Origin of the sequence: Nocardioides koreensis (assembly GCF_039531775.1) — a bacterium.
In the GTDB taxonomy this organism is placed as follows: Bacteria; Actinomycetota; Actinomycetes; order Propionibacteriales; family Nocardioidaceae; genus Nocardioides; species Nocardioides koreensis.
Genome location: NZ_BAAAQR010000008.1, coordinates 70579 through 84188 on the forward strand (window position 1 = coordinate 70579; position 13610 = coordinate 84188).

General features: G+C 72.2%; 15 protein-coding genes. 11 read left to right on the forward strand and 4 right to left on the reverse strand.

Annotated features, from left to right (window positions below):
* Window positions 1-48 precede the first annotated feature (48 nt).
* The 6 genes from ABD268_RS13820 (at window position 49) to ABD268_RS13845 (ending at window position 5213) form a co-directional block, all read left to right on the forward strand.
* Window positions 49-762 carry an ABC transporter ATP-binding protein gene (locus ABD268_RS13820; RefSeq protein ID WP_344153086.1) on the forward strand — a complete coding sequence of 238 codons (714 nt, stop codon included), beginning with the start codon at window positions 49-51 and terminating at the stop codon, window positions 760-762.
* 52 nt (window positions 763-814) lie between these two features.
* Entirely contained in the window at window positions 815-1552 is a 738-nt protein-coding gene (locus ABD268_RS13825; protein WP_344153089.1) for an ABC transporter permease, read from the forward strand.
* 65 nt (window positions 1553-1617) lie between these two features.
* Window positions 1618-2553, forward strand: a complete 936-nt coding sequence (locus ABD268_RS13830) for a proline dehydrogenase family protein (RefSeq protein ID WP_425573726.1) — start codon at window positions 1618-1620, stop codon at window positions 2551-2553.
* Between the two features lie 9 nt (window positions 2554-2562).
* Window positions 2563-3375: a pyrroline-5-carboxylate reductase gene (gene proC, locus ABD268_RS13835; protein ID WP_344153091.1), complete on the forward strand. Its 813-nt coding sequence runs from the start codon at window positions 2563-2565 to the stop codon at window positions 3373-3375.
* 143 nt (window positions 3376-3518) lie between these two features.
* Complete coding sequence (locus ABD268_RS13840; protein ID WP_344153094.1) at window positions 3519-4421, forward strand: haloalkane dehalogenase; 903 nt, start codon at window positions 3519-3521, stop codon at window positions 4419-4421.
* Between the two features lie 42 nt (window positions 4422-4463).
* Window positions 4464-5213 carry an alpha/beta fold hydrolase gene (locus ABD268_RS13845; protein ID WP_344153097.1) on the forward strand — a complete coding sequence of 250 codons (750 nt, stop codon included), beginning with the start codon at window positions 4464-4466 and terminating at the stop codon, window positions 5211-5213.
* 18 nt (window positions 5214-5231) lie between these two features.
* Here the strand turns inward: ABD268_RS13845 and trpS are convergent, their stop codons facing one another.
* Window positions 5232-6206 carry a tryptophan--tRNA ligase gene (gene trpS, locus ABD268_RS13850; RefSeq protein ID WP_344153100.1) on the reverse strand — a complete coding sequence of 325 codons (975 nt, stop codon included), beginning with the start codon at window positions 6204-6206 and terminating at the stop codon, window positions 5232-5234.
* A gap of 239 nt (window positions 6207-6445) precedes the next feature.
* Here trpS and ABD268_RS13855 point away from each other — a divergent pair, with 239 nt between their 5' ends.
* The 5 genes from ABD268_RS13855 (at window position 6446) to ABD268_RS13875 (ending at window position 10472) form a co-directional block, all read left to right on the forward strand.
* Entirely contained in the window at window positions 6446-7633 is a 1188-nt protein-coding gene (locus ABD268_RS13855) for an acetoin utilization protein AcuC (RefSeq protein ID WP_344153102.1), read from the forward strand.
* A 186-nt stretch (window positions 7634-7819) separates the two neighbouring features.
* Window positions 7820-8026, forward strand: coding sequence for a helix-turn-helix domain-containing protein (locus ABD268_RS13860; RefSeq protein ID WP_344153105.1), 207 nt, complete (start codon window positions 7820-7822; stop codon window positions 8024-8026).
* 150 nt (window positions 8027-8176) lie between these two features.
* Complete coding sequence (locus tag ABD268_RS13865) at window positions 8177-8278, forward strand: 30S ribosomal protein bS22 (RefSeq protein WP_008356322.1); 102 nt, start codon at window positions 8177-8179, stop codon at window positions 8276-8278.
* 12 nt (window positions 8279-8290) lie between these two features.
* A complete protein-coding gene (locus ABD268_RS13870) occupies window positions 8291-9334 on the forward strand; it encodes an NAD-dependent epimerase/dehydratase family protein (RefSeq protein ID WP_344153108.1) in 1044 nt (347 codons plus the stop codon).
* Window positions 9327-10472 carry a lysophospholipid acyltransferase family protein gene (locus ABD268_RS13875; protein WP_344153111.1) on the forward strand — a complete coding sequence of 382 codons (1146 nt, stop codon included), beginning with the start codon at window positions 9327-9329 and terminating at the stop codon, window positions 10470-10472. The genes ABD268_RS13870 and ABD268_RS13875 overlap by 8 nt, the downstream gene beginning before the upstream one ends.
* A 21-nt stretch (window positions 10473-10493) precedes the next feature.
* Here the strand turns inward: ABD268_RS13875 and ABD268_RS13880 are convergent, their stop codons facing one another.
* The 3 genes from ABD268_RS13880 to ABD268_RS13890 all read right to left on the reverse strand — a co-directional run bounded on the left by ABD268_RS13880 (window position 10494) and on the right by ABD268_RS13890 (window position 13582).
* The gene (locus ABD268_RS13880) at window positions 10494-11651 is read right to left on the reverse strand and encodes a DUF5667 domain-containing protein (RefSeq protein WP_344153114.1); all 1158 of its coding nucleotides are present in this window, start codon (window positions 11649-11651) and stop codon (window positions 10494-10496) included.
* Between the two features lie 133 nt (window positions 11652-11784).
* Complete coding sequence (locus ABD268_RS13885) at window positions 11785-12549, reverse strand: sigma-70 family RNA polymerase sigma factor (RefSeq protein WP_344153117.1); 765 nt, start codon at window positions 12547-12549, stop codon at window positions 11785-11787.
* Window positions 12550-12694: 145 nt separating this feature from the next.
* Window positions 12695-13582: an HAD family hydrolase gene (locus tag ABD268_RS13890; RefSeq protein ID WP_344153120.1), complete on the reverse strand. Its 888-nt coding sequence runs from the start codon at window positions 13580-13582 to the stop codon at window positions 12695-12697.
* Window positions 13583-13610 lie beyond the last annotated feature (28 nt).

Consider the following 13610-nt stretch of genomic DNA (forward strand, 5'->3'; position numbering starts at 1 on the left):
CTGACCGGTCTCTTGCGCCGGGCGCCGCTGGCACGCACAATTCAACACATGATGAAAAACGCGGTGGAGGTGCGGGACCTGGTCGTGGTCCGCGGTGGCCACGAGGTTCTGCGCAACCTCGACATCAGCATCGGCGGCGGCGTCACCGGCCTGCTCGGCCCGTCCGGCTGCGGCAAGTCCACGCTGATGCGCTCCCTGGTCGGCGTGCAGCAGCTGCGGGCCGGCACCGTCACGGCGTTCGGCCTCGAGGCCGGCAGCCGCCCGCTGCGCGACCGGATCGGCTACGTCACCCAGGCCGCCAGCGTGTACGACGACCTCACCGTGGCCGAGAACCTCACCTTCTTCGCCCGCGTGCTCGGTGTCGGCCGCGCGGAGGCCGACGCCTCGCTCGAGGCCGTCGACCTCGGCCAGCAGCGCGAGCAGGTGGTCGGCCGGCTCTCGGGCGGGCAGCGCTCCCGGGTCAGCCTCGCCGTCGCCCTGTTGAGGAAGCCCGACCTGCTGGTGCTCGACGAGCCCACCGTCGGGCTCGACCCGGTGCTGCGGCGCGACCTGTGGGCGCTGTTCCACCGGCTCGCCGACGAGGGCGCCGCGGTCTTCGTCTCCAGCCACGTCATGGACGAGGCCGACCGCTGCGACCGGCTGCTGCTGATGCGCGACGGCCGGATCATCGCCGACGGGTCGCCCTCCGAGATCCGCCAGAAGACCGGCGCCGACGACATCGAGTCGGCGTTCCTCGCCATCGTCGAGGAGGACGTGGCATGACCCTTCACCCCACGAGACCGCTCACTGTGCTCACGCTTCCGCGGGGGCCCCGATGACGCCCCGGATCACCTTCGCCGTCGCGACCCGCGTGCTGACCCAGCTGCGCCGCGACCACCGCACGCTCGCGATGCTGCTCCTGCTGCCGTGCCTGCTGATCTCGCTGCTCTGGTGGATGTACGAAGCGTCCGACCCGGCGATCTTCGACCGGATCGGCCCGGCGCTGCTGGCGATCTTCCCGGTGATCGTGATGTTCCTGGTCACCAGCGTCACCACCCTCCGGGAGCGTGCCAGCGGCACCCTCGAGCGGCTGTTGTCCATGCCCATGGGCAAGCTCGACTTCCTGGTGGGCTACGCCATTGCCTTCGGCCTGGTCGCCGCGCTCCAGTCGGTGCTGGCGGTGTCGACCAGTGTCGGACTGCTCGGTCTCGACGTGCTCGGTCCGGTCTGGCTGCTGACCGTCGTCGCCGTCGCGGACGCCGTGCTCGGCACCGCGCTCGGGTTGTTCGTGTCGGCGTTCGCGCAGACCGAGTTCCAGGCCGTGCAGTTCATGCCCGCGCTGCTGATCCCCCAGCTGCTGCTGTGTGGGCTGTTCGTGCCGCGCTCGGAGCTGCCGACGTTCCTCGAGAAGGTCAGCGACGTGCTGCCGCTGTCGTACGCCGTCGACGCCATGCAGCACCTGACGACCAGCGCGAGCACCGCCGACGTCTGGCAGGACGTCGCGATCGTGGCCGGTTTCGCGCTCGCCGGCCTGGCCCTCGGCGCCGCGACCCTGCGACGGCGTACCGCCTGAGACCGCCTCCGGGAGGGTTCTCGCCGCTTGGTGCCTTCCGAGTCGCACGGCGTAACCTGTGCCGCATGTCCCTGCTCCGCCAGCCGATCCTGCTGCTCGCCCGCAGCGAAAAGGTCAAGAAGCTCGTCAGCACGATGCCCGTCTCCTCGGGGATCGTGACCAGCTACGTCCCCGGCGAGACCACCGAGTCCGCCGTCGACGCGACGGCCGGGCTGGTCGACGACGGGCTGCGCGCGACCCTGGACTTCCTCGGCGAGGACACGCTCGACGCCGAGCAGGCCGAGGCGACCGTGGCGGCCTACCTCGACCTGCTCCAGCAGCTCGGGGCCCGCGGCCTGACCCGCAACGCCGAGGTGTCGGTCAAGCTCTCGGCGATCGGCCAGGCGCTGCCGGAGAACGGCAACAAGATCGCGCTGGAGAACGCCCGCACCATCTGCCGGGCCGCCCGCAACGCCGGCACCACGGTGACCCTCGACATGGAGGACCACACCACCACCGACTCGACGCTGGCGATCCTGCGCGAGCTGCGCAAGGACTTCCCGGAGACCGGGGCAGTGCTCCAGGCCTACCTCCACCGCACCGAGGCCGACTGCCGCGCCCTCGCCTACGAGGGGTCCCGGGTCCGCCTGTGCAAGGGCGCCTACAAGGAGCCCGAGTCGGTCGCGTTCCAGGAGCGGCTCGACGTCGACAAGTCCTACGTCCGCTGCCTCAAGGTGCTGCTGGCCGGCCAGGGCTACCCGATGATCGCCACCCACGACCCGCGGATGGTCGAGATCGCCTCCTCGCTCGCGAGCCGGTACGGCCGCGCGCAGGGGTCCTACGAGTTCCAGATGCTCTACGGCATCCGCCCCGACGAGCAGAAGCGGCTCGCGGAGAGCGGCGAGACGATGCGCGTCTACATCCCCTACGGCCTCGAGTGGTACGGCTACCTCATGCGGCGCCTCGCGGAGCGCCCGCAGAACCTGTCGTTCTTCCTGAAGTCCTTGATCTCGAAGAAGTAGGGCCGAGCGATGACCGAGCAGGCACAGACCGCCATCCTCGGCGCCGGCGTGATGGGGGAGACCCTGCTGTCGGGGCTCGTCCGCGCCGGTCGCCGCGTCGACAACCTGCTCGTGGGGGAGAAGCGCGCCGAGCGCGCCCGTGAGCTCGAGGAGCGGTACGGCGTCGCCGTGGTCTCCAACGTCGAGGCCGCGCGCAAGGCCGACACCCTCGCGCTGGTCGTCAAGCCCCAGGACATGGGCGACCTCCTCGCCGAGATCGCCGGCGAGCTGCGCCCCGGGCAGCTGGTGGTCTCGCTGGCCGCCGGCATCACCACCGCCTTCATCGAGTCGCGGGTGCCCGAGGGCGTCGCCGTGGTCCGGGTGATGCCGAACACCCCGGCCCTGGTCGACGAGGGCATGGCCGCCATCTCGCCCGGCTCCCACTGCGACGAGGGCCACCTCGAGGAGGCCGAGGCGCTGATGGCCTCGGTCGGCCGGGTGCTCCGGATCCCCGAGCGCCAGCAGGACGCCGTCACGGCGATCTCCGGCTCCGGACCGGCCTACATCTTTTTCGTGGTGGAGTCGATGATCGAGGCCGGCGTCCACCTCGGCCTGCCGCGCGCGACCGCCACCGACCTGGTCGTCCAGACCGTGGTCGGCTCGGCCAAGATGCTGCGCGAGACCGGCTCCCACCCCGTCGTGCTCCGCGAGCAGGTCACCTCGCCCGCCGGCACCACCGCCGCCGCGCTGCGCGAGCTGGAGATCCACAAGGTGCGCGCGGCGTTCCTCGCGGCCATGGAGGCCGCCCGGGACCGCTCCCGCGCGCTGGCCGAGGGCTCCTGAGCCGAGTCGGCGCAAGCTCCCGCGCTCAGCACGAGTCGGCGCAAAGTCGTGAGCACATCTCACGACTTTGCGCCGACTCGAGCCGATTTCCGGGTGAGTTTGCGCCGACTCGACGTTGATGCGGGCCTGCCAGACTGGCCGCCATGGAGAACTTTCGGACACCGGACGCCCGCTTCGCCGACCTGCCCGACCTCCCCTGGACACCGCAGTACGCCGAGGTGCCCGACGGCGACGGTGGTGCGCTGCGGATGGCGTACGTCGAGGCCGGCCCGGCGGACGGTCCGGTCGCGCTGCTGCTGCACGGCGAGCCGACCTGGGCCTACCTGTACCGGCACGTGATGCGAGTCCTCGCCGAGGCGGGGATCCGGGCGGTCGCGGTCGACCTGGTCGGGTTCGGCCGCTCCGACAAGCCGCTGAGCCCGGGGGACCACTCCTTCGCCCGGCACGTGGAGTGGGTGCGGGCGCTCGCCTTCGACCACCTCGACCTGCGCGACGCCACCCTGGTCGGGCAGGACTGGGGCGGCCTGATCGGGCTGCGGCTGGTCGCCGAGCACCCCCACCGCTTCGCCCGCGTGGTGGCGGCCAACGCCGGCCTGCCCACCGGCGACTTCGACATGCCCGAGGTCTGGTGGATGTTCCGCAACGCCGTCGAGAAGGTCGAGGTGCTCGACGTCGGCCGGCTCGTCGCCGCCGGCTGCGCGCGTGGCCTCGACGACGCCACCCGCGCGGCGTACGACGCGCCGTTCCCCGACGAGGCCTCGAAGGTGGGCCCGCGGGTGATGCCCACCCTGGTGCCGACCCGGCCCGACGACCCGGCCAGCGAGGCCAACCGGGCCGCGTGGGAGGTGCTGACCCGCTGGGACAAGCCGTTCCTGACCGCCTTCAGCGACGGCGACCCGATCACCGGCGCGATGGCCCCGATCCTGCGCAAGCTGGTCCCCGGCGCGGCGGACCTCGAGCACCCGGTCGTCGCGGGCGCCGGGCACTTCCTGCAGGAGGACGCGGGCGACGAGCTCGGCCGGGTGGTCGCCGCCTTCATGGGCTGAAACGGGGGTGCGCCCGTCCCCGGGCGGTGCCACGATCGCGGCATGACGAACCTCCATCACCGGGTCGAGGGATCCGGACCCGCCGTGGTCCTGCTGCACGCCGGCGTCGCCGACCTGCGGATGTGGGACGTCCAGGTGGCCGAGCTCGTGCCCGGCCACCGCGTCGTCCGGTGCGACCTGCGCGGCTACGGCCACACCCCGCTCGAGCCGGGCGCCTCCTACTCCGACGCCGGTGACGTGCTGGCGCTGCTCGACGAGCTCGGCGTCGACCGCTGCGCGCTCGTCGCCGCGTCGTACGGCGGCTGGGTGGCGCTCCAGGTCGCCTCGGCCGCGCCCGAGCGCGTGGAACGGCTCGTCCTGCTCGACCCGCTGGCGGAGGTGGCCGACCCGGACGAGCGGCTGCGGGCCTTCTGGCGGCAGGAGGGCGACCTCGTCGAGTCCGGCGACCTCGACGCGGCCACCGACCTCAACGTGGCCACGTTCCTGGGCCCGGAGGCCCCCGACGACTCGCGCGAGCTGGTGTGGAAGATGCAGCGTGGCGTGTTCCAGCACCAGGTCGAGGCCGGGGACGTCGAGAACGCCGAGCTGCCCGTCGACCTCGACCGGTTGACGATGCCGGTCACCGTGGTGGTCGGCGGCCACGACCTGCTGTTCTTCGTCGACACGGCGCGCGAGCTGGCCCGGGTCCTCCCGCACGCCGAGCTCGTCGAGCTGCCCTGGGCGGGGCACCTGCCGTCCCTGGAGCGACCGCTCGAGGCCGCGCACCTCGTCCGCGCCAGCCTGCTCGACTGAGACCGCACCAGCGCCCGATCACCCGTGGGGGCCGAGCCCGATCGCGGCCTCGGCGGCGGCGAGCAGCGGGGCGGTCACCTCCCGGCAGCGCGCCGCGCCGTCGGCGTACACCTGCGAGACGTGCGCGGGGTCGGCCGCCAGGTCGGCGTACCTCTTCCGGATCGGCTCCAGCGTGGCCACCACCGCCTCGGTCACCGCTCGCTTCAGCGCGCCGTACGTCGTGATGCCGTCGGCCGAGCCGCCGCAGGCGGCCAGGACCTCGAGCAGGTTGGTCACGCCCGGCTTGGACTCCCGGTCCGCGCGCACCGCGGACGGTCCGGCCTCGGAGTCGGTGACCGCGCGCGACACCTTGCGACGGACCACGTCGGGGGCGTCGAGCAGGAAGATCGACCCGGCGGCGTCGGCCGACTTGCTCATCTTCCGGGTGGGGTCGGACAGGTCCATGACCCGGGCGCCGACCGACGGCGTGGTGATCTCCGGGACCGTGAACACCTGCCCGTAGGCGCGGTTGAAGCGGACCGCGAGGTCGCGAGTGAGCTCGACGTGCTGACGCTGGTCCTCGCCCACCGGGACCACCGCCGGCCGGTAGAGCAGGATGTCGGCCGCCATCAGCACCGGGTAGGTGTACAGCGACACCCGCGTCGAGTCCCGGCCCCGGCCCTTCTCCTTGAACTGCACCATCCGGTTCAGCTCCCCGGTGTACGCCGTGCACTCCAGCAGGTAGGCGAGCTGGGCGTGGGCGGGCACCTGGCTCTGCCGGAAGAGCGTCGCCCGGTCCAGCCCCGCGGCCAGCAGCAGGGTGGCCATCTCGACGGTCCGCGACCGCAGCAGCTCCGGGTCGTGGGTGGTGGTCATCGCGTGCAGGTCCGAGAGCCCGTAGTAGGCGTCGTCCTGGCGGTGCGCCATCGGTCCGATCGCGCCGAGCAGGTTGCCGAGGGTCAGCCTGCCTGACGGCGTGAGGAGGGAGAGCCTGCGGGTGGGCGTGGTGGTCATGGTCGTGCTCCTGGGGTGAGGGCCCCGGGGCGACCACGGTCCCGCAGGACCTGGAGATGGAAGCGGCCGCCTCGAGGGCGGCCGGTGAAGTGCGTGCTTCGAACGTGGTCCGCCGTCAGGCGGGCCACCACTGGCCGGTCCGGAGGACCGAGGCGATCGTGCGCACGGGTCGAGTCTGGCACAGGACCACCGGGTGGCGCGACGGATCGGGGCGCCTGCCAGCCGGGTACGGTGCCCCCATGCCTGAGTGCTGCGGACCTGCGACGGTCGTCTTCGACAGGTCGCTCACGGAGTACGACTTCGGTCCCGCGCACCCGATGTCCCCGATCCGGGTCGACCTGACGATGCGGCTGGCCGAGGAGCTCGGGGTGCTCGACCACGGGCTGCGCACCGTGCCCGCGCCGATCGCCGACGAGGCACGGATCGCGACCGTCCACGACCCCCGCCTGATCGCGGCGGTCGAGCGGGCCGGCACCGTCCCGGGGGTCCTCGACGAGGAGTTCGGGCTCGGGACAGACGACAACCCGACCTTCCGCAACATGCACCACGCCGCGGCCCACATCGTGGGGGCCAGCGTGGAGGCGTTCCGACAGGTCTGGACCGGTGAGAGCCTGCACTCGGTCAGCATCGCCGGCGGCCTCCACCACGCCATGCGGGACCGGGCCAGTGGCTTCTGCATCTACAACGACGTGGCCGTCGGCATCCAGTACCTGCTCGACCAGGGTGCGGAACGGGTGGCGTACGTCGACATCGACGTGCACCACGGGGACGGCGTGGAGCGGATCTTCTGGGACGATCCGCGGGTGCTGACGATCAGCCTGCACGAGACCGGGCAGATGCTCTTCCCCGGCACCGGCTTCCCGAACGACGCCGGGGGGCCGGAGGCCCGGGGGAGCGCGGTCAACGTCGCGCTGCCGCCCGGCACCGGCGACGCCGGGTGGCTGCGGGCGTTCCACGCCGTGGTGCCGCCGCTGCTGCGCGAGTTCGACCCCGAGGTGCTGGTGACCCAGCACGGCTGCGACTCCCACATCGAGGACCCGCTGGCGCACCTGATGCTGACCGTCGACGGCCAGCGCGCGGCGTACCTCGCCCTCCACGAGCTGGCCCACGAGGTGGCCGGCGGCCGCTGGGTGGTCACCGGGGGCGGTGGCTACGCCCTGGTCGAGGTCGTCCCGCGGGCCTGGACCCACCTGCTGGCGATCGTGGGGGGCCGCCCGCTCGATCCCGCCACCGACACCCCGGACGGCTGGCGGGCCTACGTCCGCGACGGTCTGCAGCGCACCCCGCCGTACCGGATGACGGACGGTCGCAACCCCGCGTGGCGGGACTGGTCGGAGGGCTACGACCCCGAGACCTGGCTGGACCGGGCCATCCATGCGACCCGGACCGAGATCTTCCCCTGGCATGGGCTCGATCCGTTGCCCTGAACGTGCAACAGTGGGACACAAGTAAAGAATTGGTGGGGAGTGCAAGGGGACACGCCGGGGCAACACAAGTTGCTCTAGTGAACCTCTTCCCCATGAGTCACATCAGGCTCTATTCTCACCGTGCGCGAACGCGTGCAATCACCGGTGGGGAAGCCGGTGGCGCGTCGCAAAGAAAGTCGGTGCACGATGGCTACCAACTCGTCCGGGGACATCTCCGAAGCGAAGTTCCTGACCGTTGCCGAGGTTGCCGCGATGATGCGCGTCTCCAAGATGACCGTCTACCGTTTGGTCCACAACGGCGACCTGCCCGCCGTCCGCGTGGGCCGCTCGTTCCGCGTCCGTGAGGAGGACGCGAACGAGTACCTCCGCAAGAGCTTCTACAGCGCCGGCTGACGTGGCCCGCTGACCGGGTCCGCCCGGTCGTGCAGACCCCACATCGTGGACTTCGGTCCGCTGGATTCTGCCTGTCTCGCACGGGCCTATAGGCTGTCCGGGTCCTCCGGGTGTTCCCGGTGCGACCACACAGCATGTGAAAGGTGTCCCGTGGGTTCTGTCATCAAGAAGCGGCGCAAGCGTATGGCCAAGAAGAAGCACCGCAAGCTGCTCAAGAAGACGCGCGTGCAGCGCCGCAAGCTCGGCAAGTAGGCCCCTCGCGCGATGGGCAGGGTCGGCAGAGTAGTCCTGGTCACCGGGGTCTCCCGCGACCTCGGCCGACGGTTCGCGCGAGCCGTCGCCACCGACCCTGCCGTCGAGCGTGTGATCGGCGTGGACGTGGTCCCGCCGCGCGGTGACATCGGGGACGTCTCGTTCGTCCGCGCCGACATCCGCAACCCCGTCATCGCGAAGATCATCGCGAAGGAGGACGTCGACACCGTCGTCCACATGAGCGTGATCTCGACCCCCGGCACCGCTGGGGGACGCAACACGATGAAGGAGCTCAACGTCATCGGCACGATGCAGCTGCTCGCTGCGTGCCAGAAGGCGCCCGGGCTCCAGAACCTCGTCGTGAAGTCGACGACGACGGTCTACGGCGCCAGCAGCCGCGACCCGGCGATGTTCACCGAGGACATGGAGCCGCGCCGCGCGCCTCGCGCGGGCTACGCCAAGGACGTCGCCGAGATCGAGGGCTACGTCCGCGGCTTCGCGCGCCGTCGACCCGACGTCCGGGTCACCATGCTCCGGGCGGCCAACGTCATCGGCCCCCACGTCACGAGCCCGATCACGTCGTACTTCCGGCTGCCGGTCATCCCGACCGTCCTCGGGCACGACCCGCGCCTGCAGTTCCTGCACGAGCAGGACCTGCTCGCCGCGCTCCAGCACGCGGTGTCCCACGAGGTCCCGGGGACCTTCAACGTGGCCGGCGACGGCGTGCTGATGCTCTCCCAGGCGATCCGCCGCCTGCAGCGCCCGTCCCTCCCGATGCCGACCTTCGCGGTCGGCAGCCTGGGCTCGGCGCTACGTTCGGCCCGGCTCGCCGACTTCTCACCGGAGCAGATGGCCTTCCTCACCTACGGCCGGGGCGTCGACACCCGCGCCATGCGCGAGGTCCTCAAGTTCGAGCCCGCCTTCTCCACCGCCGAGGCCTTCGCCGACTTCGGGTCGGTGCTGCCGCCGACCGGCGGCCTGACCGACAAGGCACTCGGCAGGGTCGCCCGGGCCCTGCCGCCCGTCGAGGAACCGATCGGAGCCGGTCATGGGTGACGCCGAGATCATCCCCATCGGGACCCGCGGCCGCCCCGGCCGGGGCACCGGCAAGCAGCCCTCGTCCGCCGCGCGCAGCCTGGCCAACGGCGGCAAGCCGGCACCCGCCGAGCGCCGGGCTGCGGCCCAGCGACCGGAGCCCGGACCCGGTTCGACCGACGAGACGGCGGAGCCCGCCACCGCCGAGCCCACCGTGGTGCCCGAGCGGGCGCCCGTCACCACCCGCGACCGGGCCCCGCTGCACGGCATCCCCACCTCGGACTGGCTGGCCGCCTTCCAGCACGCCGCCCGCGAGGTGTTCGGCGAGCAGTGGGAACCCCAGCTGGCCCGCTTCCTGGCGTTCCTGCGACGTCGGGTCACCGGCGACTACGCCGTCGACGAGTACGGCTTCGACCAGGAGATCGCCCAGCGGTTCTTCATGGCGGCGCTGCGGCCGATCGCGGAGAAGTGGTTCCGCATCGAGGTGCGCGGCGCGGAGAACATCCCCACCGACGGCGGCGCCCTGGTCGTCTCCAACCACTCCGGCACGGTCCCGGTCGACGGCCTGATGACGATGGTCTCGATCCACGACCACACCGGCCGCTTCCTGCGGCCGCTCGGGGCGGACCTGGTCTTCCGGCTGCCCGTCGTCAGCACCATGGCCCGCAAGGGCGGGGCGACGCTGGCATGCAACGAGGACGCCGAGCGGATGCTCCGCGGCGGCGAGCTGGTCGGGGTGTGGCCCGAGGGCTTCAAGGGCATCGGCAAGCCCTACTCCGAGCGCTACAAGCTCCAGCGCTTCGGGCGCGGCGGCTTCGTGTCCGCGGCGCTGCGCACCGGCGTACCCATCGTGCCGCTGTCGGTGGTCGGCGCCGAGGAGATCTTCCCGCTGGTCGGCAACGTCCCCTCGCTCGCGCGGCTGATCGGCGTGCCCTACATCCCGATCACGCCGCTGTTCCCCCTGCTCGGCCCGCTGGGGCTGGTGCCGCTGCCGTCGAAGTGGCTGCTGGAGTTCGGCGAGCCGATCCGCACCGACGAGTTCGAGGCGGGGGCCGCCGACGACCCGATGCTGGTGTTCAACGTGACCGACCAGGTGCGCGAGACGATCCAGCAGACGCTCTACTCGTTGCTGATGAAGAGGCAGTCGGTCTTCCGCTGACGAGGTGGTCGCGCCGCCCGATCAGGGGGCGGTGACGCCGCCCGTGACGGAGCCGGTGGCGTCGTCGAGGAGCTGGCCGACGTCGTTGGTGACGTCGTCCACCGTCCCGCCGACGTCGGGCACGCCCGGCCCGGAGCCGTCCCCACCGCCGGTGAGCCCCTCGGTGAGCGAGCCGATCGGGTCGTTGGTCGCGTCACCGGTCGGCCCGGACTGGCCGCCCGTGCCGCCGTCCTGGGTCGGGTCGAGCACGCTGCCCGGGGGCAGGTCGCCGGCGTCCACGGACGGCAGCTCGCTGCCGTCGTCAGCGTGCTGCTTCGAGCCGTGGTGACGCCCGCCCTTGCCGTCCTTGGCCCGGTGGCTGGTCGGCACCTCGAACGCCGTCGAGGAGGCCGTGAACATCGGCGGGATCTTGGTGACGCCGCCGTCACAGGACGGGCAGGCCTGCTGCGCGGCCGTGTCGATCGCGATGACCACCTGGGCCGCGTGCATGAGCTCGTCGCGCGCCTCGGGGGGCACCAGCTGCTCGAGCTCGGTGAGCCGGTCCAGGCTGCTCGCGGTGAAGCCACGCAGCTCGTCGATCGAGTCCTGGTCGCCGCTCTGGGTGTAGTCGGCGAGCAGCAGGTCGGACGCCTCGGCGGCCTGGTCGGTGAAGTCGTTGAGCGTGTCGGCGATGACCACGCTGTCCTCGAGGTCGCCGCCGCGGCTGAGCTCGGTCGCCTCGTCGAGCCGGCCACTGGCGTTGTCGAGCAGCGTCGAACCCTTCTGGGCCTCACCGACGCTGAGGCCGGTGTGGACGTTCTCGATGGCCCGCTTGACCGGGTACAGGGCGTCGCCGGGCAGGGCGCTCTGGGCGGCCATCGCCATCGACGTGGTGGCGCCGACCAGCGCGAACCCGCCCACGGCGGCGGCGATCCGGCGCTCGCGGGCAGGACGTCGGGCCGGCAGCGTGAGCCGGCTGGTGTCCTCGGGGACGAGCGCGGTCTCCGCCTCGGCCATCAACCGGGCGCGCAGGTCGGCCACGAACTCGGGTCGCGCCTCGGGCGCGGGAGCCGCGCGCATCGCGCCGACCAGCTCGAGCAGCTGGGAGTACCGTGCGTCGTCGGTCGCAGAGGTCGAGGGTGCCTCGACCAGGGCCGCGAACTCCTCGGCGCGCCGTCGCGCCGCGAACACGGGTGTCATCGGATTCTTCCTGTCGTCGTGTCGTGCGTGTCGCTCCCCCGGCGGTGCCTCGACGCTGACTCCAACGACGGGTGGGCGCGCGAGGTTACGGGGTCCGCGGGGGGTACGACGACGGTCGGTGCGAAGGCGCTCATCAGTCCCGGATCCCCTCGGGCATCAGCTTGGCGAGGTTGCGGACCCCACGCAGCTGCAGCTGCTTGACCGCGCCGTCGCTGCGGTCGAGGACGGCGGCGGTCTCGGCGATGCTCATCCCCTGCAGGAACCGCATGATCAGGCAGTCCCGCTGCTCGTCGGGCAGCTCCTTGAGGGCGGCGAGCAGGATCTCGTTGGTCAGCCCCGCCAGCACGGCGTCCTCGGGGCCGTCGGTGGCGTCGTCGTGGAGCCCCATGTCCTCGGTGGTGAGCTCGAGGCGGGTGCGGCCGGCCTTGAAGTGGTCGGTGGCGAGGTTGCGGGCGATGGTCATCAGCCACGCCCCGAAGTCCTTGCCCTGCCAGCGGAAGCTGGTCATGCTGCGCAGCGCGCGGAAGAAGGTCTCGGAGGTCAGGTCCTCGGCCAGCGTCGCGGAGCGGGTCCGGTAGTAGAGGAACCGCTGCACCGAGGGCTGGTAGTGGTCGTAGAGCAGTCCGAACGCGTCCGCGTCGCCCGTGCGCGCCAGCTCCACGAGCGCGATCAGCCGGCTCCGCTCGTCCTCGGACTCCTCCGAGGAGGTGGCCAGCTCGCCGTCCCCGAACCCGTCGGGCCCGCCGGGGGCCGACCCGACGCCGCCGTCGGTGAGCGCCTCGGAGAGCAGCAGGCCGGGCCCGCCCGCGAGCAGCGCGTCCTCGGGGAGCAGGACCCGGGCGACGGCTGTACGCAGGGCGTCGAGCCCGCGCGCCACGTCTCTGGCGTCCCAAGACATTGTGATGAGACCCTCCCGGTCAGCTTCCCCCGAAGCCCCCGCCACTGTAGGTCCGGGTCACCCGTGCTGGGAACAGTTCGCCGGGAAAGAGTGGTCCACGCCACGTCGGTAAAGAGCGGCGCCGTCGGCAAAGAGCGGCGCCGGGTCAGCGGCGCCGGCCGCGCAGCGCGACGCCCGCGGCGACGGTCCCGGTCGCGGCGCCGGCGACGGCGCCCATCAGCAGTCCCGCCCGGGCGGCCTTGCGGCCGGTCCGGTAGTCCCGGATGCGCCACCCCATCTCCCGGGCGTGCGCACGCAGCCGGGCGTCCGGGTTGATGGCGCAGGGGTCCCCGACGAGGCTCAGCATCGGCAGGTCGTTGAAGGAGTCGGAGTACGCCGAGCAGGCGGCCAGGTCGAGGTCCTCGCGGGCAGCGAGGGCCTTGACCGCCTCGCCCTTGGCCGGGCCGTGCAGGAGGTCACCCACCAGGCGGCCGGTGTAGACGCCGTCCACGTGCTCGGCGACGGTGCCGAGGGCGCCGGTCAGTCCCAGCCGGCGGGCGATGATCTGGGCGATCTCGATCGGCGCCGCCGTGATCAGCCAGACCCGCTGGCCCTGGTCGAGATGGAGCTGCGCGAGCGCGCGGGTGCCCGGCCAGATCCGGTGCGCCATCGCCTCGTCGAAGATCTCCTCGCCGAGCTCCTCGAGCTCGGCCACCGTGTGGCCGGCGATGAACCCCAGCGCGGAGTTCCGGGCGTCGGCGACGTGGTCGGGGTCCTCCACGCCGACCACGCGGAAGTAGGCCTGCTTCCACGCGGCCCCGAGGATCTCGCGGGTGGTGAAGAAGTGACGCCGGTGCAGCCCCCGGGCGAGGTGGAAGATGCTCGCGCCCTGCATGACGGTGTTGTCCACGTCGAAGAACGCGGCCGAGGTCGGGTCGGCGGGAGTGAGCAGCGCGGACTCCACCTCGGCCGCGGCGGCGGCCGCCTCGCCGGCGAGGGTCGAGCGCAGCTGGAGGTTCAGCGGCCGACGGCTCCTGTCGGGCGGTGGGTTCACACCGGCAGCGTAGACCCCGCCACGACGG

Coding starts and splice junctions, on each gene's coding strand:
- trpS (WP_344153100.1), bottom strand. CDS start 6,206: ATGACCACCACGCCCACCCGCAGGCTCTCCCTCCTCACGCCGTCAGGC.
- ABD268_RS13860 (WP_344153105.1), top strand. CDS start 7,820: ATGGCTACCAACTCGTCCGGGGACATCTCCGAAGCGAAGTTCCTGACC.
- ABD268_RS13885 (WP_344153117.1), bottom strand. CDS start 12,549: ATGTCTTGGGACGCCAGAGACGTGGCGCGCGGGCTCGACGCCCTGCGT.
- ABD268_RS13880 (WP_344153114.1), bottom strand. CDS start 11,651: ATGACACCCGTGTTCGCGGCGCGACGGCGCGCCGAGGAGTTCGCGGCC.
- ABD268_RS13830 (WP_425573726.1), top strand. CDS start 1,618: ATGTCCCTGCTCCGCCAGCCGATCCTGCTGCTCGCCCGCAGCGAAAAG.
- ABD268_RS13870 (WP_344153108.1), top strand. CDS start 8,291: ATGGGCAGGGTCGGCAGAGTAGTCCTGGTCACCGGGGTCTCCCGCGAC.
- ABD268_RS13855 (WP_344153102.1), top strand. CDS start 6,446: ATGCCTGAGTGCTGCGGACCTGCGACGGTCGTCTTCGACAGGTCGCTC.
- ABD268_RS13825 (WP_344153089.1), top strand. CDS start 815: ATGACGCCCCGGATCACCTTCGCCGTCGCGACCCGCGTGCTGACCCAG.
- ABD268_RS13845 (WP_344153097.1), top strand. CDS start 4,464: ATGACGAACCTCCATCACCGGGTCGAGGGATCCGGACCCGCCGTGGTC.
- ABD268_RS13840 (WP_344153094.1), top strand. CDS start 3,519: ATGGAGAACTTTCGGACACCGGACGCCCGCTTCGCCGACCTGCCCGAC.
- ABD268_RS13820 (WP_344153086.1), top strand. CDS start 49: ATGATGAAAAACGCGGTGGAGGTGCGGGACCTGGTCGTGGTCCGCGGT.
- ABD268_RS13875 (WP_344153111.1), top strand. CDS start 9,327: ATGGGTGACGCCGAGATCATCCCCATCGGGACCCGCGGCCGCCCCGGC.
- proC (WP_344153091.1), top strand. CDS start 2,563: ATGACCGAGCAGGCACAGACCGCCATCCTCGGCGCCGGCGTGATGGGG.